Origin of the sequence: Microbulbifer elongatus (assembly GCF_020524885.1) — a bacterium.
GTDB classification, from domain to species: Bacteria; Pseudomonadota; Gammaproteobacteria; order Pseudomonadales; family Cellvibrionaceae; genus Microbulbifer; species Microbulbifer elongatus_A.
Genome location: NZ_JAIVKJ010000008.1, coordinates 17,469 through 42,006, shown reverse-complemented (window position 1 = coordinate 42,006; position 24,538 = coordinate 17,469). Strand labels below are relative to the sequence as shown.

General features: G+C 58.5%; 20 protein-coding genes. 1 reads left to right on the top strand and 19 read right to left on the bottom strand.

Going from position 1 to position 24,538, the window contains the following annotated elements; translation table 11 throughout:
* Positions 1–22: 22 nt before the first annotated feature.
* The 5 genes from LC059_RS17545 to LC059_RS17525 form a co-directional block, all read right to left on the bottom strand.
* Entirely contained in the window at positions 23–1,045 is a 1,023-nt protein-coding gene (locus tag LC059_RS17545) for a threonine/serine dehydratase (RefSeq protein WP_226705174.1), read from the bottom strand.
* A gap of 46 nt (positions 1,046–1,091) precedes the next feature.
* Positions 1,092–2,012, bottom strand: coding sequence for a regulatory signaling modulator protein AmpE (gene ampE / locus LC059_RS17540; protein ID WP_226705173.1), 921 nt, complete (start codon positions 2,010–2,012; stop codon positions 1,092–1,094).
* A gap of 74 nt (positions 2,013–2,086) precedes the next feature.
* Positions 2,087–2,662, bottom strand: coding sequence for a 1,6-anhydro-N-acetylmuramyl-L-alanine amidase AmpD (gene ampD, locus LC059_RS17535; RefSeq protein WP_226705172.1), 576 nt, complete (start codon positions 2,660–2,662; stop codon positions 2,087–2,089).
* Positions 2,663–2,852: 190 nt separating this feature from the next.
* Positions 2,853–5,228 carry a DUF1631 domain-containing protein gene (locus LC059_RS17530; protein ID WP_413231573.1) on the bottom strand — a complete coding sequence of 792 codons (2,376 nt, stop codon included), beginning with the start codon at positions 5,226–5,228 and terminating at the stop codon, positions 2,853–2,855.
* A 534-nt stretch (positions 5,229–5,762) separates the two neighbouring features.
* Positions 5,763–8,141, bottom strand: coding sequence for a DUF1631 domain-containing protein (locus LC059_RS17525; RefSeq protein WP_226705171.1), 2,379 nt, complete (start codon positions 8,139–8,141; stop codon positions 5,763–5,765).
* Between the two features lie 327 nt (positions 8,142–8,468).
* Between LC059_RS17525 and nadC the strand changes: the two genes are divergently transcribed.
* Positions 8,469–9,329 (top strand): carboxylating nicotinate-nucleotide diphosphorylase, encoded by an 861-nt coding sequence (gene nadC, locus LC059_RS17520; RefSeq protein WP_226705170.1) that lies wholly within the window; start codon positions 8,469–8,471, stop codon positions 9,327–9,329.
* A gap of 36 nt (positions 9,330–9,365) precedes the next feature.
* Here the strand turns inward: nadC and LC059_RS17515 are convergent, their stop codons facing one another.
* The 14 genes from LC059_RS17515 to LC059_RS17450 form a co-directional block, all read right to left on the bottom strand.
* Positions 9,366–10,403: a glycosyltransferase family 2 protein gene (locus tag LC059_RS17515; protein WP_226705169.1), complete on the bottom strand. Its 1,038-nt coding sequence runs from the start codon at positions 10,401–10,403 to the stop codon at positions 9,366–9,368.
* A complete protein-coding gene (locus LC059_RS17510; RefSeq protein WP_226705168.1) occupies positions 10,391–10,798 on the bottom strand; it encodes a GtrA family protein in 408 nt (135 codons plus the stop codon). Before LC059_RS17510 ends, LC059_RS17515 begins: the two co-directional genes overlap by 13 nt.
* Positions 10,785–12,326: a hypothetical protein gene (locus LC059_RS17505; protein WP_226705167.1), complete on the bottom strand. Its 1,542-nt coding sequence runs from the start codon at positions 12,324–12,326 to the stop codon at positions 10,785–10,787. The genes LC059_RS17510 and LC059_RS17505 overlap by 14 nt, the downstream gene beginning before the upstream one ends.
* Before the next feature lie 32 nt (positions 12,327–12,358).
* Entirely contained in the window at positions 12,359–13,786 is a 1,428-nt protein-coding gene (locus LC059_RS17500) for an isoprenylcysteine carboxylmethyltransferase family protein (RefSeq protein ID WP_226705166.1), read from the bottom strand.
* Between the two features lie 173 nt (positions 13,787–13,959).
* A complete protein-coding gene (locus LC059_RS17495; RefSeq protein WP_226705165.1) occupies positions 13,960–14,874 on the bottom strand; it encodes a sulfite exporter TauE/SafE family protein in 915 nt (304 codons plus the stop codon).
* The gene (gene ccoS / locus LC059_RS17490; protein ID WP_226705164.1) at positions 14,874–15,125 is read right to left on the bottom strand and encodes a cbb3-type cytochrome oxidase assembly protein CcoS; all 252 of its coding nucleotides are present in this window, start codon (positions 15,123–15,125) and stop codon (positions 14,874–14,876) included. Before ccoS ends, LC059_RS17495 begins: the two co-directional genes overlap by 1 nt.
* A 45-nt stretch (positions 15,126–15,170) precedes the next feature.
* Positions 15,171–17,690 (bottom strand): heavy metal translocating P-type ATPase, encoded by a 2,520-nt coding sequence (locus LC059_RS17485; RefSeq protein ID WP_226705163.1) that lies wholly within the window; start codon positions 17,688–17,690, stop codon positions 15,171–15,173.
* A 4-nt stretch (positions 17,691–17,694) separates the two neighbouring features.
* Positions 17,695–18,231 (bottom strand): FixH family protein, encoded by a 537-nt coding sequence (locus LC059_RS17480; RefSeq protein ID WP_226705162.1) that lies wholly within the window; start codon positions 18,229–18,231, stop codon positions 17,695–17,697.
* A gap of 15 nt (positions 18,232–18,246) precedes the next feature.
* The gene (gene ccoG / locus LC059_RS17475) at positions 18,247–19,662 is read right to left on the bottom strand and encodes a cytochrome c oxidase accessory protein CcoG (protein ID WP_226705161.1); all 1,416 of its coding nucleotides are present in this window, start codon (positions 19,660–19,662) and stop codon (positions 18,247–18,249) included.
* Between the two features lie 135 nt (positions 19,663–19,797).
* On the bottom strand, positions 19,798–20,706 hold the full coding sequence (ccoP, locus tag LC059_RS17470) for a cytochrome-c oxidase, cbb3-type subunit III (protein WP_226705160.1): 909 nt from the start codon (positions 20,704–20,706) through the stop codon (positions 19,798–19,800).
* A complete protein-coding gene (locus tag LC059_RS17465) occupies positions 20,703–20,927 on the bottom strand; it encodes a cbb3-type cytochrome oxidase subunit 3 (RefSeq protein ID WP_226705159.1) in 225 nt (74 codons plus the stop codon). Before LC059_RS17465 ends, ccoP begins: the two co-directional genes overlap by 4 nt.
* Positions 20,928–20,941: 14 nt before the next feature.
* Entirely contained in the window at positions 20,942–21,559 is a 618-nt protein-coding gene (ccoO, locus tag LC059_RS17460; protein WP_226705158.1) for a cytochrome-c oxidase, cbb3-type subunit II, read from the bottom strand.
* Positions 21,560–21,571: 12 nt separating this feature from the next.
* Positions 21,572–23,032, bottom strand: coding sequence for a cytochrome-c oxidase, cbb3-type subunit I (ccoN, locus tag LC059_RS17455; protein WP_226705157.1), 1,461 nt, complete (start codon positions 23,030–23,032; stop codon positions 21,572–21,574).
* Between the two features lie 144 nt (positions 23,033–23,176).
* Entirely contained in the window at positions 23,177–24,397 is a 1,221-nt protein-coding gene (locus tag LC059_RS17450) for an argininosuccinate synthase (protein ID WP_226705156.1), read from the bottom strand.
* Positions 24,398–24,538: the final 141 nt, after the last annotated feature.

Here is a 24,538-nt window from a genome sequence, read left to right as displayed (position 1 = left end):
TTCTGGTGCTGTATCACACCCTTCACACGCCACCGCGATTCACCAGATTGGCGGCTGCCGCAATATCCATGTTGCCGCCAGTCAGCACGATCACCGCGCGCTTCTTGCGAAACCGTGCCGGGTGCTCCATCACCGCCGCCAGCCCCACCGCGGCGGACGGCTCGACAAACTGCTTGGTTCGGCGCCATAGCAACTCCAGCGCACCGGAAATACCGGACTCGGAAACTGTCACCACATCGTTGACACAACTGCGTATTACCGCAAAGTTCCGCGCGCCCAGAGTGGTCCGCAAACCATCGGCAATCGTGTCCGGCACCTGCTCGGTGACACGAGTACCAGTTCGGAATGAACGCTGGGCATCGTCGGCGCCGGCGGGTTCGGCGCCGAGCACCCTGATGTCCGGCGCCATAGCAGACGCGGCGAGCCCGACGCCGGCGAGAAGCCCACCGCCTCCCACAGGAGCAACAAGCAGGTCCGGCACAAACCCCAGTTCGCGGCACTGGGCGAGCACTTCCAGGGCTACGGTGCCCTGTCCTGCAATAATACGCGCGTCATCAAAGGGCGGTATTACGTGTGCCCCGGAGGACTGAACCAGTGCCTCCAGAGTGGATTCCCGCGCAGCCAAGGTGGGCTCACAGTAGACAATTTCTGCGCCATAGGCGGCAACCGCGGTCTTTTTGACCTGTGGTGCATTCTCCGGCATCACCACTTTGCAGCGGAGACCTTGCTGTGCCGCGGCCCAGGCGAGCGCGGCACCGTGGTTACCGGAGGAGTGCGTGGCGACAATTTCTGTGCCTGCGGGCACCTGCAATACGGCATTGGCAGCACCGCGCGCCTTGAAGGCACCAACCTTCTGCAAATGTTCACACTTGAAATAGAGTTCGGCCCCCAACAGCGCATTGAGACTCGACGAAGTCATTAGCGGGGTGCGATGGACCTGACCGGCGATGCGCTCGGCCGCGGCAAACACATCCGCAGCCTGAGGCAGGTCCAGTTTTTCCGATTCTAAAATTTCTGAGAGTGGCTCGTTGCCGGCGTCTGTCACAAAATCTCCAGGGTCTAAAGCATCAAGGCGCGTGGTGTATCTAATTTCAGCTGGCAAACAAGCCGTAGAGTGCCATCAGCGTCACCCACATCAGTAATGCCCGCGACAGCAGCGCCTGCATCCCCTCGATCTCGGCACCGCACAGTCGCTGGCCTTCGCTGACCGCGGCGCCGGCACTGCATTCACTACTATCGATCCCCCCGAGCGCGCCCTCCAGATAGTATTCCAGCACGTCTTCGGTGGCACTTTGCTTGCAAGTCAGGTGCTCGCGCCAGGCGCGGTAGCAGCCGGCGAAGTTACCGACAATTGCCAGGCTGAAACCAATAGCGCGAACCGGTAGCCACTCGATCAACCACAGCCAGCGTGCCGCCAGCGCCTGGTCACCCGGCACTGCCTCGTCACCCCGTGAAATCGATTGCTGACAGAAATGGGTGTGCGCAAGATGACTGAGCCGGTACAACATGGCCCCCGGAATGCCCAGCAGCAGGAACCAGAACAGAACCGCGAACAGACGCTCGAAAGCGCGGTAGGCGGCAGCCCTGAATACCAGCCCGTGCAGTTCCTGGGCACTGGATATTTCACGAGCGCGCTCGACGTTCTCGGGCTCCATTAACGGCTCGGCTGATTTTTTCGCGGCCTCCAGGTCTCCCTGGTACCAGGCCCGCAGATAGCCCGCCAGCGCGTCATTGAAGTTACCCCGCCCGAAGCTGTACAGGAGGACCGGAACACTGACGAGCAGCACGCCGAGCCAACCCAGTGCAGCTTCTGCGATCGCAAGCAGAATTGCGCTTCCCAGAACAGGCAGAAGAACCAACAGTCCGAAGCCGATGCCCGGCTTACCCTGAACCAGCCCCCGACTATAGACAAACGTTTTCCAGTGGCCAAACCACCCGTCCCGGTGCAGTGGGCCTCCAGAGCCCCAAATCTGAACCAGCCCCAACGCCAACAACACAATCAAAAGCGCCATAGCGCCCCCTCTAAATTCATTTTTTTGGTTTTTTTGCGATCAAACCGCTCAGTTCGGCCAAAAACGGACGACCGTCAATCTTCACCAGCATCCCGCTGTAAATGATCCAGCTTGTTATGGTACCGATCCCAATCAAACCCTGGACCCGGGTCCAGCTTTCGATCGGGTGCAATATCCGAATGCCCGGTGATGCGCGATTTATCAATCGCCGGATAGGTCTCCATGATGGCGACGGTCACTTCCGCCAACGACTGATATTGCTCCGGGGTGAAGGTATCGGTATCCAGTCCTTCAAGCTCAATCCCAATCGAGAAATCATTACAGTTTTCCCGCCCGCAAAATGTCGACTGACCCGCGTGCCAGGCGCGTTCATTCAGCGGTACATATTGGGTAACCCGGCCGGTGCGATCGATCAGAAAGTGTGCGGAGACCTGCAGGGTGGCAATTTCAGAAAAATAGGGGTGGGCGTCGATATCCAGGTGCCCGAGAAAGAATTCATCGATATAGGAGCCGCCGTACTGCCCTGGCGGCAGACTGATACAGTGAATCACCAACAGGTCCACTTCCGCGTCGTCGGGGCGACTGTTGCAATGCGGGCTCGGCACCCGGCGCACACCGGACAGCCACCCTGACTGGACCTGATATTTCACAAACGCGACTCCGCTGGAATTGAGCAGAGGGTTATTCTATGGAAGCGAAGAAGCAACTGCCAATAGCCGTGTCCGATAATGGGCATCTGGCACGTCGATAGCGCAAACTTCTATGCCGATCTTCGAGATAAAGAAAAGCCGGGATATCCCGGCTTTCCTCTCGATCCGCGAATTATAGTCTGGGGTTAGCCTAGACGCTGATCGCTATTTTACTTTCGCCGCAGTTACCAACCACATACTCCAGAGCCCGCTCGAACAGGGGGCCCTGCTCCAGCGGCATCAACTCTTCGTTGCGCAACGCATTTGCCATCTCCAGGCGGGAGTAAATCCCAACCTTGGCGCCCTGCCGGTTTACAAACATAAACTGGTCGAGGTCGCTAATGATGGCGGCAAGACGACAGCGCACCGGAAGCCGCTCCGGGTGACGCAACAGGAACCAGCTGTCTTTCAGGTGGTAGGTCTGCTGCCAGTGGTGGTCGTCCTGCGGAACTTCCTTCAGCGGCGTGACACTGCCTGCCGTCGCCTCACTCACCACCTGTTGAATTTCTTCTACTTCCGGCAGCGCCTTCTCGCCGGCAGGCATCTCGCGCACGTCATCCAAAGGCCCTTCCAAAGGACCTCCCAAAGATGCTTCCGGCTCTGCCTCAAGCACTCCGGCCTCCTCGGCAACGGGAATGGAAAGAACGTTGTCCGCTTCACGCCGCAGCTCCTGCACCAACCGCTCACGAGTTCTGCGCTCGCGCTCCGATTCAACCCGCTCGCCGAGCTTCTGGCGCTCGCGATAGAGAATTTCCAGGCCACCCAGCAGACGCTGCTGATCTCCCGCGCTCAGGGACAGCGACTGCGCGCCCTCCTGCAGGCGTTTCTTGAGGTCCGGCAGCAGGCGGCGCATTTTGACACCGCTCTCAGGCATCGGTGCCACCACGCTCCATACCAGGTCGCGTGCAGTGAGTACATGCTGACGCCACAGGCCGCTACCGGTGCCCTCCTTCAGGCAAGTGCGGAACAGGATGCTGCTCCACACCCGGGACATCCATTCGTGCACGATCTTTGGCAGCTTGCGCTCTGCGGTCAGTGCATCGAACACCGCAGCCACACGGGTTCTGGCCGCCTCCACTCTTGCCGCACCCTGTGCCTCATCGATCGTGCGACGCTCCATCACTGCCGCTCGCTTGCGCTCGCGCACGGAGAATTCCCGGAAGGACTCCAGCAGGCGGACAAACACTTCCTCGTCCTGGTCATATTCCGCCAGAACACCGTCCACTATCACACTGATTTCACGGTAAAGCGGGTCATTGAGGTAGTTTTCACCGGGCTGCCAGCCAATCGCCGCGTCGGCCATTTCATTCAACAGGCGCCGCGCCGGGTGCCCGCCCTTGCTGAAAAAGGCCTTGTCGGCAACAGCGAGCTTGAGCATTGGCAGCTGCAGGCGAATCAACTGCGCCTTGATGGGCTCCGCAAGGTTGCGGTCTTCCAGCATAAAGGAGAACAGCATATCGACCAGACGAATGACTTCGCTGTCCAGCTCATGCAGGGATGCGCTCTGGTTACTCGCCTTCAGGTGTTCCTGCAACAGCTCGGTGACATTCACAAGCTGCCCGGCCGGCGCCGACTGCACCGGTAATGACATCTGGAATTGACCGAGCTGCTGGAGCAGCGTGGGCGTAGCCATGGGGGCCGCACCGGACCCAACAGGCATCAGCCCCGGCGCATAGTTTCCATTGGAAGCCATACCGGCGCCGCCAGCACCAGTACTGAAGCCCGCGCTAGCACCGAAACCGGCGCCAGCCGGCGTCGAATACGAGCCTCCGGGCGCTCCGGACATACCGGGAGCATACGCACCGGGCATCTCACCCATCGGCGCGGCCCCATCCGGCACTTGCTGCCCCTGCTGCCCTTGCTGAATAGGAGCGGAAGGCTGGGGTGGACGACCGCCATTGCGGTTACGGTGGCGAAGCGGGTCTTCAATCGTCGGCAAAACGCCCTGCTCAATCAGCAGGGTGTTACAACTGTCGTAGAGTTCGCCCAGTCGATTTACCAGGTGCAACTCAAACTTCTTGAATACCGTCATGCGCGCGCGCAGCGCGATATCGACATCCTCGAGCACTTCGGCAAATGCCGCGCAGATAGCGGCCGGGCCAAGTGGCAGATTTTCGTCATAGACCTTGCACGGCAGGAGTGTATCCAGACGCAGCGACAACGCCGCGATGGATTCCGCGTGATCGCGTTTGACATTGGAGATCATGGTGCGGATAGCAACCTGCTGCTCCAGGTCGTCATCCTTCACCAGCGACAAACTTTTCAGGGATGCCGCACTGCCAACACCCTCTTCATCGGGATGATCGTTGCGCGGCTCCCGAAAACGCTCTTCGACGCCATCGCAAAAGCCGTCAACCAGATCGCTGAGTTCCACCCGAAGGGCACGTATAGCGTGAAACAGGCGATCCTGCTCATCTTGCTGATGCGCCTTTTCGGCCATGGTAAACAGGGAGTCGTCTACTTGGGCAAACACCTCTTCAGCCCGCGCCTGTAACCACTGAATAGTTTTTTGATTTATCAGATTCACAGTTTTGGATAGCTGCCTTGAGGCGCCAGGACTGGAGTGAGAGCGAGCATCCGCCCCACGTTTTCCCCCACCTGATGCACCGCCAGTAATAACAAATAGATCGTTTTTATTTTGTTCCATATCGTCCATGTTCACTGTTCTATGCCCTCCTGGCATCGACTCAGACAGTAATCATTAGCTTTATCTCGCCACTGCCCCTGAAAATCCACACAGGGGAACGCCAGCAGCGACTGGGAATAACCAATTTACCAACTCCAATGGCGCACAATGTACTTGCAGCAAGTCGATGACACCGGAAATCGGAACTAGTACTCAATATCAGGTATACAAATACGACACGCAAGTGCCAAATAGGGCCAATTTCCCAAAAAAAAGTTGGGACTTACTAACTAGTCAAGAAAGTCAGGATGATTACTTGATTGGGGAGGGAGCGGCAAACCAAGTTCGCCGCCAAAAGAAGGAAATGCGTGCCAATTATTGCAAGTTCATGGCAATAACCGGCATCACAGGTAAAACAACATTCTCCGGCCGATACTAGCTCATCTCACCCCGTGACTTGCGTACGGTCCCGATTACAGACTGCAGTGCGCGCTCGAACAGCATGCCGTCATCGAGCGGCATCAGATGGGCATTGCGCAGTGCGTGGGCCAGCTCCATACGGGTAAATTCTGCCACCTTGGCACCGTTGCGGTTAACAAAGATGAACTGATCAATATCCTTGATCACCGCGGCGAGACGACAGCGGAACTGCTCCTCCTCACCGCGCTTGAGTTCAAACCAACTACCCTGGGCCAGACGGAAGGTCTGCTGCCAGTGGGAATCATTCTCGGGGAGCGCTTCCGCTTCACCTGCCGCAACCTCCACCTCGGCAACCACTTGCTCCAGCTCTTCCATTTGCGGCAGTTCGACAACCGGCGCTTCGGCCGGCTGTGTATCAGCAATAGCAGGTTCCGCTTGCGCAGCGAGCGCTTCCGTCTCTTTGCTGCGCACTTCTTCCTGCACCTCGTCGCGCGCCTTGCGGCTGCGCTCTTCGATAATACGCTGCGCCAGAGCAAAACGCTCCCGGTAGACTTCTTTCAGCCCGGTAAACATACGGCGCGCTTCAAATGTATTCAGGGAAACAGCTTCGACACCGGCTTTCAGGCGTTCCTGCAGGGTCGGCAACAGGCCCAGCAACTGTTTGCGACTGTCCGGCATGGGCGCGTGTACGCTCCACACCAGGTCCCGGGCCGTACGAACGTCACGGCTCCAGTTTTCACTTTCGGTTCCCTCCTTGATACAGGTCAGGAACAACATATTGGACCAGACTTTCTCCAGCCACTCGGATACAACCGGCGGCAGATCCCGTTCCGCCATCAGCGCATCCATGACCGCTGCCACCCGGGCTCGTGCAGCCTGCGTTTTCGCCCTGCCATCGGCCTCGTCGACAATACGGCGCTCGAGCTTTTCCGCGCGCTTGCGCTCTCGCAGGATAAAGTCGCGGAAGGACTCCAGCAGCGTGGAGAAAATATTGATGTCCTGATCGAACTCCGCCAGGACCCTGGCGACCACTTCGCTAGTCTGTTTGAACAGCGGGTCTGACTCGTACTTGCCTTTGGCCTGCCAGCCGGTGGCCGCATCCGCCAGCTCATTCAGCAATTTGCGTGCGGGGTGCCCACCCTTGCTGAAGAACGACTTGTCCGCGATGGCCACTTTCAACAGCGGTAGTTGCAGCCGGCCCAGCTGGGATTTAATCGGCTCCGCCAGGTTGCGGTCTTCCAGAATAAACGAGAACAGCATCTCTACCAGCTTGATGATGTCGCTGTCCATTTTTGCCAGCGACGCTGACTGGCGTACATCGACCAGGCGCTGCTGCAACAGGTTATTCACGTTCAGCAGCTGGATCTCACCGCCTTCGTAACTCTCCGGCAAGTGGCTCTGAAGAGCCCCCAGGTGCGACAGCAGGTCCTGCGGCGCCATCGGCGCAGCACCAGCGCCAAGTGGAACCAGGCCGTGCCCACCCATCGGGGCCGAGCCACCGGACACATACCCGGTCGCAGACTCTGCGGATTGCTGACCATTCTGGCTGCCAGCGGAATTACCAGCGAGATTGCCTGTGGGGCGCGGAGCTGAGCGCTGCTGACGGGCGGCGCGGCGCTGCTGCTTGAGAGATGGCAACACGCCATGCTCAACAAACAGATCGTTGCACTGCTCGTACACTTTGCCCAGATTCACCATGATTAGCTGCTCAAACTTCTTAAGCAGGGTCAGGCGCGCGCGAATATGCAGGTCCAGGGAGCGGCAGGCCTCGACGAAGGCATCGCAGACGGCGTCGGGGCCAATTGGATTATTCTTGTCGTAGATTTTTACGGAAAGGAGTGTGTTCAGGCGCAGGGAGATTTCTGTCAGCGGCTCGGCAAAATCCCGCTTGGCAGTGGCCACCATGCTATCCACAGCCACCAGCTGCTCCAGGTCATCGTTGTGTACCAGGGACAGGTTGTCGGCGGCGTAAAGGTCTTCCTGCTCACTTGCAGAGGACTCGCGCACCAGAAATGCATTCCCCAGATTCGCCGAAAAGCGCTCGACGACGTTGCGCCGCTCGACGCGCAGCAAGCGCAGCGCTTGAAACAGGCCGTCTTGCTCGTCCTGGCCGTGGGCTTTTTCCGCCATGGCAAACAGTGAGTCATCGACTTTGGCAAAGACAAGCTTGGCCTGCTCGGAAAGCAGGGTCTGAGCCTTGTCCCTTACGGCGGTTACGGATGCTGGCAGGCTGGAAGAACGCTTTTTCTCCCGCAACTGCTCTTTGCTCACACCCTGAAGGGATACCACGTTATTGGGGTCTTTCATTGCCACATAGCCTTGGCCGGCCGCCCCGCCACAGGGAATCTGGAAGGCTGCCGGGTGATGCAACCGCACATGGCTCTGGGAAGCCACCTGCGAACCTGTTTATTTGTTATTTGAGCCTGCGGGGATATCTGCCCAGTACAGCAAGACTCCGGGATCCCCAAGACGGACCAAGCGATTTTGGTCGACGGTAGATTCTACGGACTACCGCGCCAATAGCACAACCGTATCGTGGTTGGCGCCTATATATTTGCGACTGTTGTCACACGCACCCGCCTTTCCCATTCAAAAATACGGACTGGCCCGGTGCAGACGCGCGCTCCCAACCCTTGCAATCACTCCATGGCACAGCCAACAAGCTGCTGACAGCAAGCTACATTTTGCTAGTATGCGCACCGCCACCGACGAGGACTTGCAATGACCCCAGACACAGCCAACATTCCCAACCTGCTAAAGGATATAGAGCGCACCGTGCGCGAGGCTCTTGCCGAAGATGTTGGCGACGGAGATATCACCGCGCAGCTGATCCCAGCAGAGCGCGAAGCCCGCGCCAAGGTAATCACCCGGGAGGACTGCGTGTTCTGCGGCAAAGCCTGGGTAGAGGAAGTGTTTCGCCAGCTGGACCCGACGTTACGGGTGATCTGGCACCTGGAGGACGGGGATCGCGCACGCGCCGACAGCACACTGTTTGAATTGGTGGGCAATGCGAGAACCATTCTGACCGGTGAACGCTGCGCACTGAACTTTGTGCAGACACTCTCCGGCACTGCCACCACGGCGGCAAGCTATGCCGCGCTCACCAAAGGTTCCGACATCCGGATACTGGATACGCGCAAAACCATTCCCGGCCTGCGCACCGCCCAGAAATACGCGGTGCTTTGCGGTGGTTGCAACAATCACCGTATCGGCCTGTTTGATGCCTTTTTGATTAAAGAAAACCATATTGCCGCAGCAGGCGGTATCAACAACGCTGTTCGCCAGGCGCACCAGATAAAACCAGGCGCCCTGGTAGAGGTAGAAGTAGAAAGTATCGACGAACTGACCCAGGCACTGGATGCCGGTGCCGACGTGATCATGCTGGACGAATTTACCGACGAAATGACAGCGGAGGCACTCAAGCTGGCAAAGGGCCGCGCGAAAATAGAAATATCCGGCAGCGTGAACGAAGAGCGTCTGCAACAGCTTTCAGGCCTGGCGGTGGATTACATTTCTTCCGGCAGCCTGACCAAGCATCTGCGGGCCATTGACCTGTCCCTGCGCCTGCAGTCGGATACTTGATCCACACAACGGTAGCGCGCGCTCCCCCTGCGGGAATCACCGCTCTAGCGACGAAGATTCCGAGCGGGTTACCCGTCGTTGCGGGGCGCTGCTTTCGCGAGATGCTGCCCCCACCACTTCGCGCAAGTGAAAACGGGGACGACGTTTAACCTCTTCGTAAATCTTGCCGAGGTATTCGCCAATTACCCCGAGGCAGAGCAGCTGCACGCTACCGATAAACAGCACCGGCACCATGATGGATGCCCAACCGGGTACCGCGCTGTGCGACATCAATTTGACTACGAGCACCCAGACAATCAGGCCCAGGGAGATCCCACCGGCAATTAACCCCAGCAGGGTGATCGCACGCAGTGGGGCAATGGAGTATGCCGTGACCCCCTTCCACGCCAGTGACAGCATGCGTCGTAAAGGGTACTTGCTCTCCCCTGCGAGGCGCGGTCGGCGCGAGTAGGATATCGTGGTTGAGCGGAAGCCCAGTTCGCGCACCATGCCACGCAAAAACAGATTGGTCTCGGGATATTCAAGCAGCGTGTCTACCGCCCGACGGGACATAAGCCGGAAATCCGCGTGATTGAATACAAGATCCACCCCCAGGATCTGCATAACCCGGTAATAACCCTCTGCGGTCATCCGTTTAAACCAAGTATCGCTATCCCGTTCCGCGCGCACACCGAACACCACCTCGTTTCCGGCAATAAATGCATCGATCATCGCGGCAATATTTTCCGGACCATCCTGCAGGTCCGCATCAATGCTCACCACCATATCCTCAGACGTCTGGGAAAGGCCCGCATAAAGTGCATTCTGATGCCCGCGATTACAGGACAGGGCCACAGCCACAATGCGGGAATTCTCCCTGGCCGCCTTCTGCAGTATTGGCCAGGTAGCATCGCGGCTACCGTCATCCACATAATAAATCTTTGAATCGGGACCGATACGCCCGCTGGCCTCAAGCTCTGTCAGAGTCGCCAGCAGTTCACTGGTGGTATCGGCAATCACATCTTCTTCGTTGTAGCAAGGCACAACGATGGCGAGAGAAGGCAGCTTCGTTAACGTCTCCGTTAAGGACTCCATTGCGGCTCCCGGTAAATCCAGAGTTGATGAAACAGGAAATTACTCACCAGGGTCACCAAAGTTGCGACAAGCTGTGCCAGCAGGTAGGGCAACAAAGTGACGGCGAGGGAAAAGCACAGTGTATTGATGGCCAGCCCGACCGCCGCAACCAGGGCAAATCTGGGGAACGCCTGGCGGTGGCCCACACCACTACTGAACGTCAGGTAGTAGTTCAGCAGATAATTAATGAGCGCAGATAGTGAGAAAGACGCTGCCGACGCCAAAACCTCCAGCAAACCCACCCACTCGATCAACAGCACCAGAACCGCGTACTGGATCGCCGTAGCCACCCCGCCAACCGCAGCAAAGCGACCGGCACGAGATAGCGTCTTTCGCAACCGTTCAGGCAGGTGCATCGTGCGGTTCCCGAGACGGTTTTTCAGCCTCTACTTCAGACAGGGATTGCGCTACCGCTGCTGAATCCGTCGTTGTTACGTCGGCGTTAACAACGTTGTAGTCTGCGAGAGATTCCCGAGCGCCCCGCCGGCCAGCCGGTACGCGCCGTCGCAGAGCGCTCGCTACCAGCAGAGCCTGCACCAGCAGTAGGCCTTCGGCCGGCTTGCGGTAACGCCCTTCATTGACGGCAATAGGCAGAATTCCCTGTACCAGTACCCAGGTCCCCAACACCACCGCAAACAGCCGCGCCCCCCGTAAGCGGCGCCAGCAAAGCAGCGTGCCAATCAGTAACAACAGCGTCAGCGGCGCCCAGACCCAGCGACTGTGGTGGTTAACCTGCTCGAGTAATCGCTCGCGGTTGTTGTCGGGCCAGGATGAACCAAAGAAAAGGTAGACCAGGTTTTCCCCGGTCAGGGACAGGTAGCGCTGCAGAGTGAGCGGGTAGCGCGCCAGCGCTTTGTCCCAATCTTCAGCACCGTTGTCGATATGTATTTGGGCACGTACCACGCCCTCGCGTGCGGTCGTCCATTCGCTGAGCGGTGCCAGCGGCTTTTCTCCCGTCGAAGGAGAGCCAAACCAGTAACTCCACCTTGCCCCATCACCACGAAGATACTGGACCTGAATTTCGCGATTTCCCGACCGCAAATACAGCGAGACAAGTTGGCCAATACCATGGGGCGAAATCAGGTTCATGGCGGCGTGACTGCGATAGGCCAGAGGCCCCATCAGCAAGACAAGCAATGCCAGACTATAGCCTGCCTTGGCCAGCTTCTGCGGCTGCAGCAACCACAACCAGGTTGTCACTACCGCCGCTAACGGAATGGCGATGCCACGGGTCAACCCTGCCAGAGCCCACAGGCCGACCATTAACAGGAAGCTCGCCAGCGTCTGCTTGCGCCGGCAGCGCCAACTGGCGTAAAGCGACGCCCCCAACAGGGGTAACAGCAGGGTCTCCTGCATGAAGTAGCTGTAAATCGTGATCCACGATGGCAGCAGTGATAACAGGGCCCAGACCGCTGTAGCCTGTAAGCGGCCCGGCAACAATTCCAGCGCAAACCGATACCAGATCCAGGGCGTCAGGCAGGCAAGCAGTGCGGTATAGAGTGCAACCAATATAGGCTCGCCCAGGGTCAGCTTTGCGAGCACCCCGATATATATCTGGTACATCACCGGGTCGGTCAGGCTCATCGGGTCCCGCCGCAGGGTTTCGGTGCCCTGCTCCCAGTGGCGCTGAGGGTCGCTCCAGATATGTTCCATCGGGTTGTAGGAAAACACCTGATCCACTCGCAACCAGATACCTACAGCGATCAACAGGTAGAGCCCGAGGTAAATCCACCAGCACCGGTCCATGTGCAGCGCGCCCGCCGGTATCCAGTCGCGCAATGACTGACGAAATCCGTGCGGACCGCGCAAATCTTCCACGGTGCACTGCCACCACTGCTGTAGCTTGACCGCGGTTGTACTGGAACTCAGAAAACCACCCCTCATTGAAGCAACTCCTGGACTACGGCTGGCGGGGCTCAGGCACCGGCTTGGCTCGGTTGGGCAGTGGACGCAGCGGAAACCAGCGGCTCCGCCGGAGGGACCTCGTCACCCTGATTGAACAGGCGGCCATTTCCAAAGCGCAGAATGGGAAACCAGCGTCCGAGGAAAGCAAAACTACCGTGCTGCTCGATATAGCGGGCGTAGGTTACATAGGTGGGGTCCCAGGACAGATGGCGCTCCTCGGTGCGTGCACGCATGAAATAGATAAAATTCACCAGCAAAAGCAACAGGGAGTGCCGCAGGGCCTCGGGCCCGCTGACGCTGACCATGAACGGCATGGAGATCATCCACCAGGAAATGTTCTTGCTGATATACGCCGGGTGTTTGGTAAAGCGGTAAGGGCCGTTGGTGAGAATACCTCGATGGGTCAGGTTGGAAAAACGAATACCAAAAGGAATGCTCGCCCACACATAAATGGCAATCAGCAGCAGGATGACCGTACCCCAGGCGCCATACATCATCGGCGTATCCCAGAACCAGAAGCCCCAGGCTGGCGCGTCGTCGTATTTCAGATAGGTGCCCGAGAACAGGCTCCAGAACGGCTGGTAACCAATCAGCGCCACCCCCCAACCGAGAAAGCTGGGTTCCGCGGTGCGGATATGGGAGTCGAACAGGCGCAGGGTACACACATACCCCACGGTGACGAACAGCAGGTCGATATAGAAGAGGAAATTAAAGGTGAAATCGAACACCGCTTTGAAGCTGCCAAACAGGCGGTCAAGATCAAAATTCAGCAAGGTATTCAGGTTGTTGCCAAGGTAGACAAACATCAGCGGCAGGAAGAACAGTTTTACCAGCCAACCGAGATACAGCTGGCCGATCGCCTTGCCGGACACGCCCTTGCGATTGCCCAGTAAAAAACTGCCCAACTGCCAGTAGCTGTCTTTCGGTTGAGTCATGGCGCCGTCGAGCAGGTAAAAATAAGGCACTGCCAGCAGCATCCACCAGGGCAGGACTGAGCGCACGACATAGAAATAATTATCGTAAAAGGAGCCGTGATACTCCGGGAATAGCCAGTAAACAAAGGCCACCGAACCCACCGCCAGGTAAAAACCCAGCAGCTTTACCGCGGTGCGCCGCAGGCTGTGGTTCTTGCGCCGGAAATCGAGCCCGGCAGAGGAGTTGCGGTAGGGTTTGAGGAACAGCCACTCCAGCACAATGATCGGCAGCGCCAGGGCGACCGCGACAATGACCAGCGACTGGGTTTTCACCGCCAGCTCCTGGCCATATTCTCGCAGCCAGACCACCGCTGCAAGTGACATGGCCAGGGCAAACAGGTTGATCCACACACTGGTAGGTGCTGCGGGGCAAGTGACGTAATTAGGAGCAACCGGCTCCACCGACTTGTGAGCTTTGGATGCGGAGCTTGCGACGCCCGCTGATCTGTTTTTTATTTTTTTCATGCTGATTCCAACTGGCACCACACGACTTTTTGGTGACCACTCGACATCCACTTAGCCCAATATATCGCCAAGTGCAACAAAGTGGCCAGACCAAAAGTCAGAATTACGCCAGTTTACCCCCATCGGCGCACGGCTTCCACGGTGAAGGCGGGTGCTACCAGTGAGGACAGGAATCAGTCGTTGGTTCCGGCGCCAGAATCTTCGCCGGCAGTGTCCTCGGAGGGGCCGCGCTGCTCTTCGTGTCGGCCTTCGTGGTAACCATTGTGGTGGGCATGGCCTGCATCCACAGAATTGTGGTTTTGGTGGGCACTGTGATTATCGTGGTGGCTTTCTTGTTTGTTATCACCAGTACTGTGGAGATTGTGAGCCCCGTGAGCACCATGAGACTGGTGCGACTCGTGAGCGCCGTGTCCACTGTGCGCCCCGTGCCCGGCAGCCCCCCACAAGGTCCAGATACCAAACACAAACACCAGCAGCGCCATACCGAGGCGCACGCCGGGTTTTTGCACCAGGGTGCGCAGGCGCGCGGCGGCAGCGCCCGTGGCCAGGACCGCAGGTACGGTGCCGAGACCAAAGGCCAGCATCGCAAGCGCCGCCTGCTCACCACTGCCCTGCGCCAGGGCAAAAGCCAGCGCACTGTACACCAGCCCGCAGGGTAACCACCCCCACAGGGCGCCAAGGGCGATGGCCTGTGGCGTGGAATTGACCGGCAACAGCTTTCTCGACAGCGGCTGTACACCCCGCCACAACACGGCACCACCGCGCTCCAGCCAGACCAGTCCGCGCCACCAGTCAGCCAGGTAGAGTGCCATGGCAATCAGCATCAATCCGGCGACTATGCGCAGTGGCGCCAGCCCGCTGGCAATATCCGTGGCCAGATAGGCACCCAACATCCCTACCAGTAACCCCATCAGCGCATAGCTCGCCACGCGGCCGGTAGAATAGCCGATCAGCCGCGGCCAGGCGGGTTTCTGCCCGGGCACCGCCAATCCCAGGGCACCGGAGATGCCCCCGCACATGCCCACACAGTGGCTACTGCCGAAAAAACCAATGGCGAGTGCCGCCCCCAGCGTACCCCAGTCCAGCATCAGCGGCGCTCTCCTTCACCACTGGAATCGTCGCCGGAACGCTCACCGGAATCCTGGCCAGACGATTCAGGATCGCCCTGTCCTTTGGCAGCCGGTCGCTGTTCCCGGGGTTCGTCGTCATCGAAAAGGATGCGGCGTCCTTCGGTTTCCAGATCATCGTACTGGCCACTGTTGACCGCCCAGAAGAACAGCTTTACCGCGCAGGCAACGAAGAAGATAACGATGGGAACCAGCAGGAAAATACTGTCCACTAAAACCTCAGATATTGTTCGTCAAAATGGCCCGTGGCCGGAAGCTCAAACGTTCGGCTGCCAGCGAGACAGGCGCAGGGCATTGACCACCACCAGCAGCGAACTCAGCGACATGCCAATCGCTGCCGCCCAGGGTGGCACCAGCCCCATAAAGGCAAGCGGCAACGCCAAGGCGTTGTAAAGAATGGCCCATGTCAGGTTCTGGCGAATAATTGTGCGGCACTTGCGCGCCAAAGCAAAGGCCCGCGGTAATGCGCGCAGGTCACCCTGCAGCAGGATCGCATCCGCGCGCGACTGGGCCAGGTCGGCCGCCGACATCATGGCGACGGAAACGTCCGCCCCGGAGAGTACCGGCACGTCGTTAATCCCGTCGCCCACCATCAGCAGCCGCTGGCCCCTGGCCTGCAGCATACGGAGATGGGACAGCTTCTCTTCCGGCGATACCCCGCCACGAAATTCGCCAATGCCGGTGGCGGCCGCCAGTCGCGGCACCTCTGCTGACTGATCGCCACTCAGCAACTCGGTTTCCAATCCTTGCGCCTGCAGATCAGCGATGGATTCAGCAGCGGTAGAGCGTACCTCATCTCCCAGGCACAACCAGGCAACCGGCCCTGCCCTATCGCCAAGTAGCAGCCACTGCCCGGGCTCAGCGGGAGCCTCAGCAACAGGACTCGCTTGCCCTGCCAGTTCGCCGACAAAATCCGGCCGCCCCAGACGATAGCTTGTGTCTCCACAGATACCGGCTACGCCACGACCGGTGACCGAGCGCAGTTCGCGCACCGCCCGGTTGCCAGACCAGGGGCGGAACGCCCGCGCCAGCGGGTGATTGTTGTGGCTCTCCAGGGCTGCGGCGATATCTCGCACCTCGGCCTCATCTCCCTCCGGCCGCAGACAGCGAATTTCACGCAATCGGGGTTCGCCTTCGGTGAGGGTGCCAGTCTTGTCGAAAATGGCCCGAGTCAACCGCGGGAGCGTCTCCAGCACATGCCCCCGCGCCACCAGCAAACCCAGCTGCTGCAACCGCAGCGTCGCCGCCGCCAGCGCAGCCGGTGTGGCCAGGGACAGAGCACAGGGACAGGTCACTACCAGCACCGAAAGCGCGACCCAGAAGGCCCGGTCCGGCGCCTGCTGCCACCAGAATACGAAAGCCGCCGCCGCGATACACAGTACTGCGGCGATAAACCGCCCCGCGATTCGGTCGGCGAGCGCGACCTGGGTAGGCTTGTCTAGCTGCGCCTGTTCCACCAGTTTTTCGATCGCCGACAGCCGCGTACTGGCGCCTGCCGCACTCACTCGTACGGTCAGCGAGGAATCCCCGTTCACACTGCCGGCAAACACCGGGCTGCCCGCCTCTTTCTGCTGTAGGGCAGATTCCCCGGTGAGCACCGACTCATCCACACCGCTGGCACCATCGAGTACGACGCCATCCGCGGGAATGGTATCGCCCGGGCGCAGCAGTATCCGGTCGCCCTCCACCAGGGCGGTCACCGGTACCGATTCGTGAGTACCCGCTTCGTCTTTCAGCCGCAGCGCTGCCAGCGGCAACAGTTGCGCTAGCCCGCCGCTGGCAAGCCCGGCACGGTGACGCGCACGCATCTCTACAGAGCGCCCCAGTAACAGGAAGAAGGTGAACATGGAAACCGATTCGAAGTAGACCTCGCCGGTTTCAAACACGGTGGCATAGACACTGGCCCCGTAGGCCAGGCCGATGGCGAGAGAGACCGGAACATCCATCACCAGCTGCCCGCTGCGCAATGCGCGCCAGGCCGCGGCAAAAAACGGCTGCGCGGCATAGCACACCACCGGCGTCGCCACGACCAGCGAGACCCAGCGGAAAAACTGCTCGAACTGGCTGTCGATGCCCTTGCTACCGCCAAAATACAGCGCGAGGGCAAACATCATCACCTGCATGGTACCGAGCCCGGCCACCCCCAGACGGCGCATGGACGCGCGGCGCTCTTGCTGTATCAGGCGCTCGCTGTTGGCAGCGGTGGCCGGCGATGGGCGATAGCCGATGGATGCAAGGGAAGAAAAAAGAAGGCTAACCGGTGTCTGCTCCCGGTCGAAGACCACCTGGGCCCGGTGGGTACTGGCGTTGACCGATACGCGCTCCACGCCGGGCAGGCGCATCAGGTGCCTCTCGATCAACCAGACACAGGCGGCACAGGTAATGCCGCTGACCAGCAGGCTCGCCACCTGCAGCTCTGGTTTTGACTTCGCTGATTCGGTATTTCTGTCAGCGCGGGCATCCGCAAACGGCCGCACAAATTCACCCTGTACTTCCGGCAGGTCATAGGCGCTCCAGCGGTCCGCTTGCACGCCCGTGTCCGGGCGCTCGCTGCTCTGCTCCCGGAAGCGATAGAAATTATCCAGGCCACCGGCAACGATAGCGCCGGCCACCGCCTCACACCCGGGGCAGCACATGGGCTGGTGCACTCCGTTAATCAATACGGAATATTGGCTGCCCTCGGCGACCGGCAGACCACAGTGATAGCAGTCTGCCGCTTCTGCCAGCGGAGAAGTACGGGAGGAGGATGGCGCTATGGGCGTGAGCGGTTCGGTCATGGGCTCACTGCTCGATGGGCTTCAGGGGCACTCCGTTGCCTACATTGAAATTGATCTCACCCTTGAGCCGCCAATTGGCATCGCGGAAATGTTCCGGGTCCAGCTCCGGCATCACCAGCAGGTACCAGCGGTGCTGCATAGGGGCTTTGAACTGGCCTCGATAACGGCCGATGGAGAGCTGCTCCAACACAACGTGCTCATCCAGATCCGCTTCCACCGGGTGGCTCAGGGTCAACAGCAGCTTTTCCGGATATTCGATATCGCCGCGCAGGTCAAATGTCACGGTTTTATCCTCGGGGGAAAACAGCAGCATTCCGGCCAGGTTCAGCGCGCGCGCACGCTGGTCCTGCTCCGCACTGTAGTGGTACATGCGGCTGTCTTTGTAGTAGGTATCGCTGACCACATCATCCGCGTAACGCACGGCAATGGAGACCATGGTCAGGGATACGATGACCACCAGTATCAGCGGCGCCATAACCATCCAGAACCAGGGCTCACGATACCAGGGACCTGGCGCCTTCTTGTCTAACTTTTGTGTCACTGACTGTACAACCATTTACTTGGGACCGATAAACACCGTCTTGTGACGATCTTCGAGTTCCGGAGCATCTTTTGCCTGAATCACGATGAAGATATCGTGCTTGTAATCCTTGAGCTGCGCTTTCGGCACACTCACCCGAATGGGGATGGAGTATATCTCGCCGGGCATCAACTCCGCGCCCCTTTGCATACGCAGCGAGTAGTCATACTCGGGTTTACCCTCAATGCCGATACTGAACTGATGCGGCCTCTGGTCCATATTGTTGATTTTGACCGTGTAGACGTTCTGCACCATTCCCTGGGTCACCCGGTACATACGCGCACCGCGATCCCGCTGCACCTCCACCTGAACCGGTGAACGGGTCACCACCTGATGGGAAAACAACCCAAGCATCAGCAACAGCACCAGCCCGTATCCAAACAAGCGCGGCCGTGCAAACTGGGTCTTTCCTGTTTCCAGCTCGTCCTCGGAGGTGAACCGGATCAGCCCACGCGGGTACTGCATCTTGTCCATCACGCTGTTACAGGCATCCACACACAAGCCGCAGTTGATGCACTCGTACTGCATACCATCGCGGATATCGATATCCACCGGGCACACCTGGACACACCAGTAACAGTCGATGCAATCCCCCATACCCTGGGCTTTGTAATCGACGCCCTTCTTGCGCGGGCCCCGCGCCTCGCCGCGACGCGCATCGTAATACACCGCGAGGGTATCCTTGTCGTACATAACCGACTGGAAGCGCGCGTAGGGACACATGTACTTACACACCTGCTCGCGCAGGAAGCCGGCGTTCATGTAGGTGGCAAAGGTAAAGAAAGCCACCCAGAAAGCGCCTTGTGGATGTGCGTTAAAGGTGGCCAGATCCACCACCAGGTCGCGAATACCGTAAAAATACCCGACAAAAGCCAGTGCGGTCGCCAGCGAGATAATCAGCCAGATAGCGTGGGTCCCGCCCTTGCGCAGTACCTTCTCCACACCCCAGGGTGCGGCGTCCAGCTTCATGCGCTTGCTGCGGTCGCCTTCACATACCCGTTCCGCCCAGATGAACATCAGCGTCCACACGGTTTGCGGGCAGGTAAAACCACACCAGACCCGACCGAGCCAGGTGGTTATCGCAAACAGAGCAAAGGCGGCAATGATCAGCAGCCAGGCCAGCAGAAAGCCGTCCTGGGGACCAAAGGTGGTCCAGAAAATATGGAACTGGCGTGCGGGGAGATCGAAATGCACCGCCTGGTGCCCATCGATGTTCAGCCAGGGGATAAAGAAAAACGCCAGTAGCAGCGGCAGGCCGGTGTACTTGCGGATCCGGGTATAGACGCCGCGGATATGGCGAATATAGACCTTGTCTTCTGACTCGTAGAGCATGCGATAGCGGACTTCGCCATCGCCTTCCTGCTCTTCGCGGGTTGGAATTCTATCGCTCACAAAACCTCACTCACCCGAATTGGATCGGGACGGAAACTGCAGTTTTTGCAATGAGGCTTGTTCTTCTTCCCTGCGGTGCCCTTCCCTGCGAACAGAGCGGCGGAAACCCGCCGCTCATCCTGTAAAGCAGCCAGCTTACTGCTGCACGTCTTCCTGACGTGACAGGCTGTAGACATAGGCTGCAACCAGGCGAATCTTGTCCTCGCGCAGCTTGTCTTTCTGTGTCGGCATATTGTTGCTGCGGCCACCGCGCACAGAGTGCTGGATTTCCTCGCGAGTGCCACCATACAGCCAGATATCGTCGGTCAGGTTCGGCGCGCCCAGCGCCTGGTTACCTTTACCGTCCATACCGTGACAGGCCATACACACAGTGCCGAAAATCTTCTGGCCCTGTGCAGCCATGTCTGCGTTGTGTTCCGAACCACTCAGTGACAGCACGTACTCGGCGACATTCTTCACACCGGCTTCACCAATGACCGGCCCCTGGGGTGGCATCAGGCCTTGGCGACCATTGTGGAGGGTTTCCAGAATTTTTTCCGGGCTGCCGCCATACAACCAGTCACTGTCTGTCAGGTCAGGGAAACCGTAGTTGCCGCCGCCATCTGCACCGTGGCACACGGCACAGTTGTTGGCGAAAACACGCGCGCCCATTTTCAGCGCTTCGCGACTCTCGGCAATTTTCTCGATCGGCATATCTACATACTGACCGAAGGTTTCCTTGAACTCCGCCTGCGCCTTGGCCTGGTCAGCCTTCAGCGCGCCCACGGAGGTCCAGCCACTCAGGCCCTTGAAGTTACCCATACCCGGGTAAATCACCAGATAGGCTGCGGAAAATACCAGCGTCAATACGAACAGCAGAAACCACCATTTGGGTAGCGGGTTGTCGTATTCCTCAATGCCATCGTAAATGTGGCCAGTGGTGCGGTTTTCCGGGTCTTCCTGGTCGTCCACCGCTACTTTGCGGTTAGCGAAAAGAACCCAAGTTACCAATGCGAGATTGGCTAGGGTGAGCACAATTACCCAAACACTCCAGAATGTACTCATTTGTCCTGCCCCTGTTTCTGTTTGTCACCGGCCACTTCGCCAGTACTGGTTTCACCCTCTCGGGCTTCCTTGTCAGAAGTTTGCTGCTCGTCGGCGAATGGCAATTTGGCGTCTTCCTCGAAGCGTTTTTTACGCTTTGGTGAAAAAGCCCACCAGCAGATTGCCAGAAAGGCGATGGCGCCAAGCACCACACCGATCTGCCGCAGAATATTGATATCCAAACTGTGCCCCGCCCTTAACGTTTCTGCTGGACAAGTGTGCCCAGCTGCTGCAGGTAGGCCACCAGTGCATCAATTTCGGTAACACGACCACCGATAAACGGCTTGCTGGCGTTAGCGATATCTTCGTCGGTATAGGGAACACCGACCACACGCAAAGCGCGCATTTTCGCTGCGGTGTGCTCACCGTGGACCACATTGTCGAACAGCCAGGGGTACGCCGGCATGATGGATTCCGGCACGACGTTGCGCGGATCGTACATGTGCGCACGGTGCCACTCATCCGAGTAACGGCCACCCACACGTGCCAGGTCCGGGCCGGTGCGCTTGGAGCCCCACAGGAAGGGGTGTTCGTAAACATGCTCCTGCGCCATGGAGTAGTGGCCGTAGCGCTCCACTTCCGCACGCAGCGGACGCACCATCTGGGTGTGGCAAACGTGGCAGCCTTCACGGATATAAATGTCGCGACCTTCCAGTTCGATCGGGCCAAGCGGCTTCAGGCCCGCAATGGGTACATTGTTGTTCTTGGTAAAAAACTGGGGAACGATTTCCACCAGGCCACCAAAACTGATCGCGACCACGATCAGAACAATCATCAGGCCGATGTTCTTTTCTACGATGTCATGATTTTTCACGATCGTTTCCCCTTATGCATTCTTCGCGATCGGCAGGTTTTCATCGTGACGCACTTCGCCTTCCTTCGGCTCGTCAGTGACGGTGCGGAACACGTTGTAGGCCATCAGGAACATACCGGTGAGGAACATGGCACCGCCCAGCCAGCGCACGATATAGCCCGGCTTACTGGCGATCACACTTTCCACGAAGCTGTAGGTCAGGGTGCCGTCGGCGTTGAAGGCACGCCACATCAGACCCTGGGTAATGCCGTTCACCCACATGGACGCGATGTACAGCACGGTACCGATGGTCGCGAGCCAGAAATGTGCATTGATCAGTTTCACGCTGAACATTTCCTTGCGGTTCCACAGCACCGGCACCAGGTGATAAAGAGCACCGATGGAAATCATTGCCACCCAACCCAGCGCGCCGGAGTGCACGTGGCCTACGGTCCAGTCGGTATTGTGGGACAGTGCGTTCACGGTCTTGATGGACATCATCGGACCTTCAAAGGTGGACATGCCGTAGAACGACAGGGATACCACCAGGAACCGCAGAGTCGGATCGGTACGCAGTTTGTGCCAGGCTCCGGACAGGGTCATGATGCCGTTGATCATGCCGCCCCAGGAAGGTGCCAGCAGAATCACAGACATGATCATCGCCAGGCTCTGGGTCCAGTCCGGCAGTGCGGAGTAATGCAGGTGGTGGCCACCAGCCCAGACGTAGATGGAGATCAGAGCCCAGAAGTGCACGATGGACAGCTGATAGGAATACACCGGGCGACCCGCCTGCTTGGGCACGAAGTAGTACATGATGCCGAGGAAGGCAGCGGTCAGGAAGAAGCCCACCGCGTTGTGGCCATACCACCACTGGATCATCGCATCAGTAGTACCCGCGTAAGCGGAATACGCCTTCCAGGCGCTGACCGGAATCGCCAGGTTATTGACGATGTGCAGCACCGCGATGGTGATGATGTAGGCACCAAAGAACCAGTTGGCTACATAGATGTGGGAAGTACGACGCTTCACAATGGTGCCGAAGAAGACAATCGCGTAGGCCACCCAGATCAGTGCGATCAGGATATCCAGCGGCCATTCCAGCTCAGCGTATTCTTTGGCAGAGGTAATACCCAGCGGCAAGGTAATGGCGGCACCCAGAATGACAACCTGCCAACCCCAGAAGGTGAACGGGATCAGCCAGCCACCCCAAAGCCGCACCTGACAGGTGCGCTGGACCACATAGTAGGAGGTCGCAAACAGCACGCTACCGCCAAATGCGAAAATCACCGCATTGGTATGCAGTGGACGCAGACGACCGAAATGCGTGAACGGCTGCCAGAGATCATTCAGTGCCGGCCAAGCCAGCTGTGCGGCGATAAGAACGCCGACGCCCATTCCAACGATGCCCCAGACCACCGACATGATGGTGAACTGGCGCACGATGTTGTAGTCATAGTCCGGCAACTTGCCGGCCTCTGCCACCGTTGTCGTCATTGTGTAACTTCCGTTGCTTTTTAAGATTCGTTTCCGTCACGCGCGAGAGTGCCCGCCAATACAATAGCGGCTATCCCCCTCACGGTAGACCGGGAGGGCACAGAAGCGACGATTTTTACGCTTGAATCGCCACTTCCGGCTGATTTAGATCAAGTCTCTGCCTTTTCCTGCAGCAATTCGCAGGCGCAGAGCATTCAACTTGATGAAGCCTTCGGCATCTTTCTGATCGTAGGCTCCGGCATCGTCCTCAAAGGTTGCGATTTTTTCATCAAACAGACTGTCTTCGGAGCGGCGTCCTACCGCAGACACGCTGCCTTTATACAGCTTCAGGCGCACTTCACCATTTACCACGGACTGGGATTGATCGATCGCCGCCTGTAGCATTTCACGCTCGGGCGACCACCAGTAACCGTTGTAAATCAGCTTCGCGTAGCGCGGCATCAGCTCGTCTTTCAGGTGTGCCACTTCGCGATCCAGGGTGATGGACTCGATCGCACGGTGCGCTTTCAACAGGATGGTGCCGCCGGGTGTTTCGTAACAACCGCGGGACTTCATGCCCACATAACGGTTCTCAACAATATCCAGGCGACCGATACCGTTGGCACCACCCAGCTTGTTCAGTTTCTCCAGCAGCGTGGCGGGGCTCATCTCCTCGCCATCAATGGCAACCGGGTCGCCGTTTTTGTACTGCAGGGTGATATAAGTGGGCTGGTCCGGTGCGGCTTCCGGGCTCACGCTCCAGCGCCACATATCTTCCTCGGCTTCCGCCCAGGGCTCTTCCAGCACACCACCTTCATAGGAAATGTGCAGCAGGTTGGCGTCCATGGAATAAGGGGACTTTTTCTTCTTGTTGGAAAAGTCCACCGGAATCTTGTGCTGCTCACAGTACTGCATGAGCTTTTCGCGGGAATTCAGGTCCCACTCACGCCAGGGAGCAATGACCTGAATACCCGGCTTCAGCGCGTAGGCGCCCAGCTCAAAGCGCACCTGGTCGTTACCTTTGCCGGTTGCACCGTGAGAAATGGCATCCGCGCCAGTTTCGTTGGCAATCTCGATCAGGCGTTTGGCGATCAGCGGGCGGGCGATGGAGGTACCCAACAGGTACTCACCTTCATAGATAGTGTTGGCGCGGAACATGGGGAAGACAAAATCACGCACGAACTCTTCGCGCAGATCGTCGATGTAGATCTCTTTCACGCCCAGGGCTTCCGCCTTGGCGCGAGCAGGCTCGACTTCCTCGCCCTGACCGATATCGGCAGTAAAAGTAACGACCTCGCAACCGTAGGTATCCTGGAGCCAGCGCACAATTACCGATGTATCGAGTCCACCGGAATACGCCAATACCACCTTATCGATCTTGCTCATTACTATCCTCTGTATAGTAGGCCCGTAAACACGGGCAGTGCCGTCACCACAGATACACTGCCGCCGCGACAGGGAGGTGCACCTGTGAAAAGTCTCGGTCTGGGGGATTATTTTTGGTGTGTGCCCAGGAACTGCGGGTAG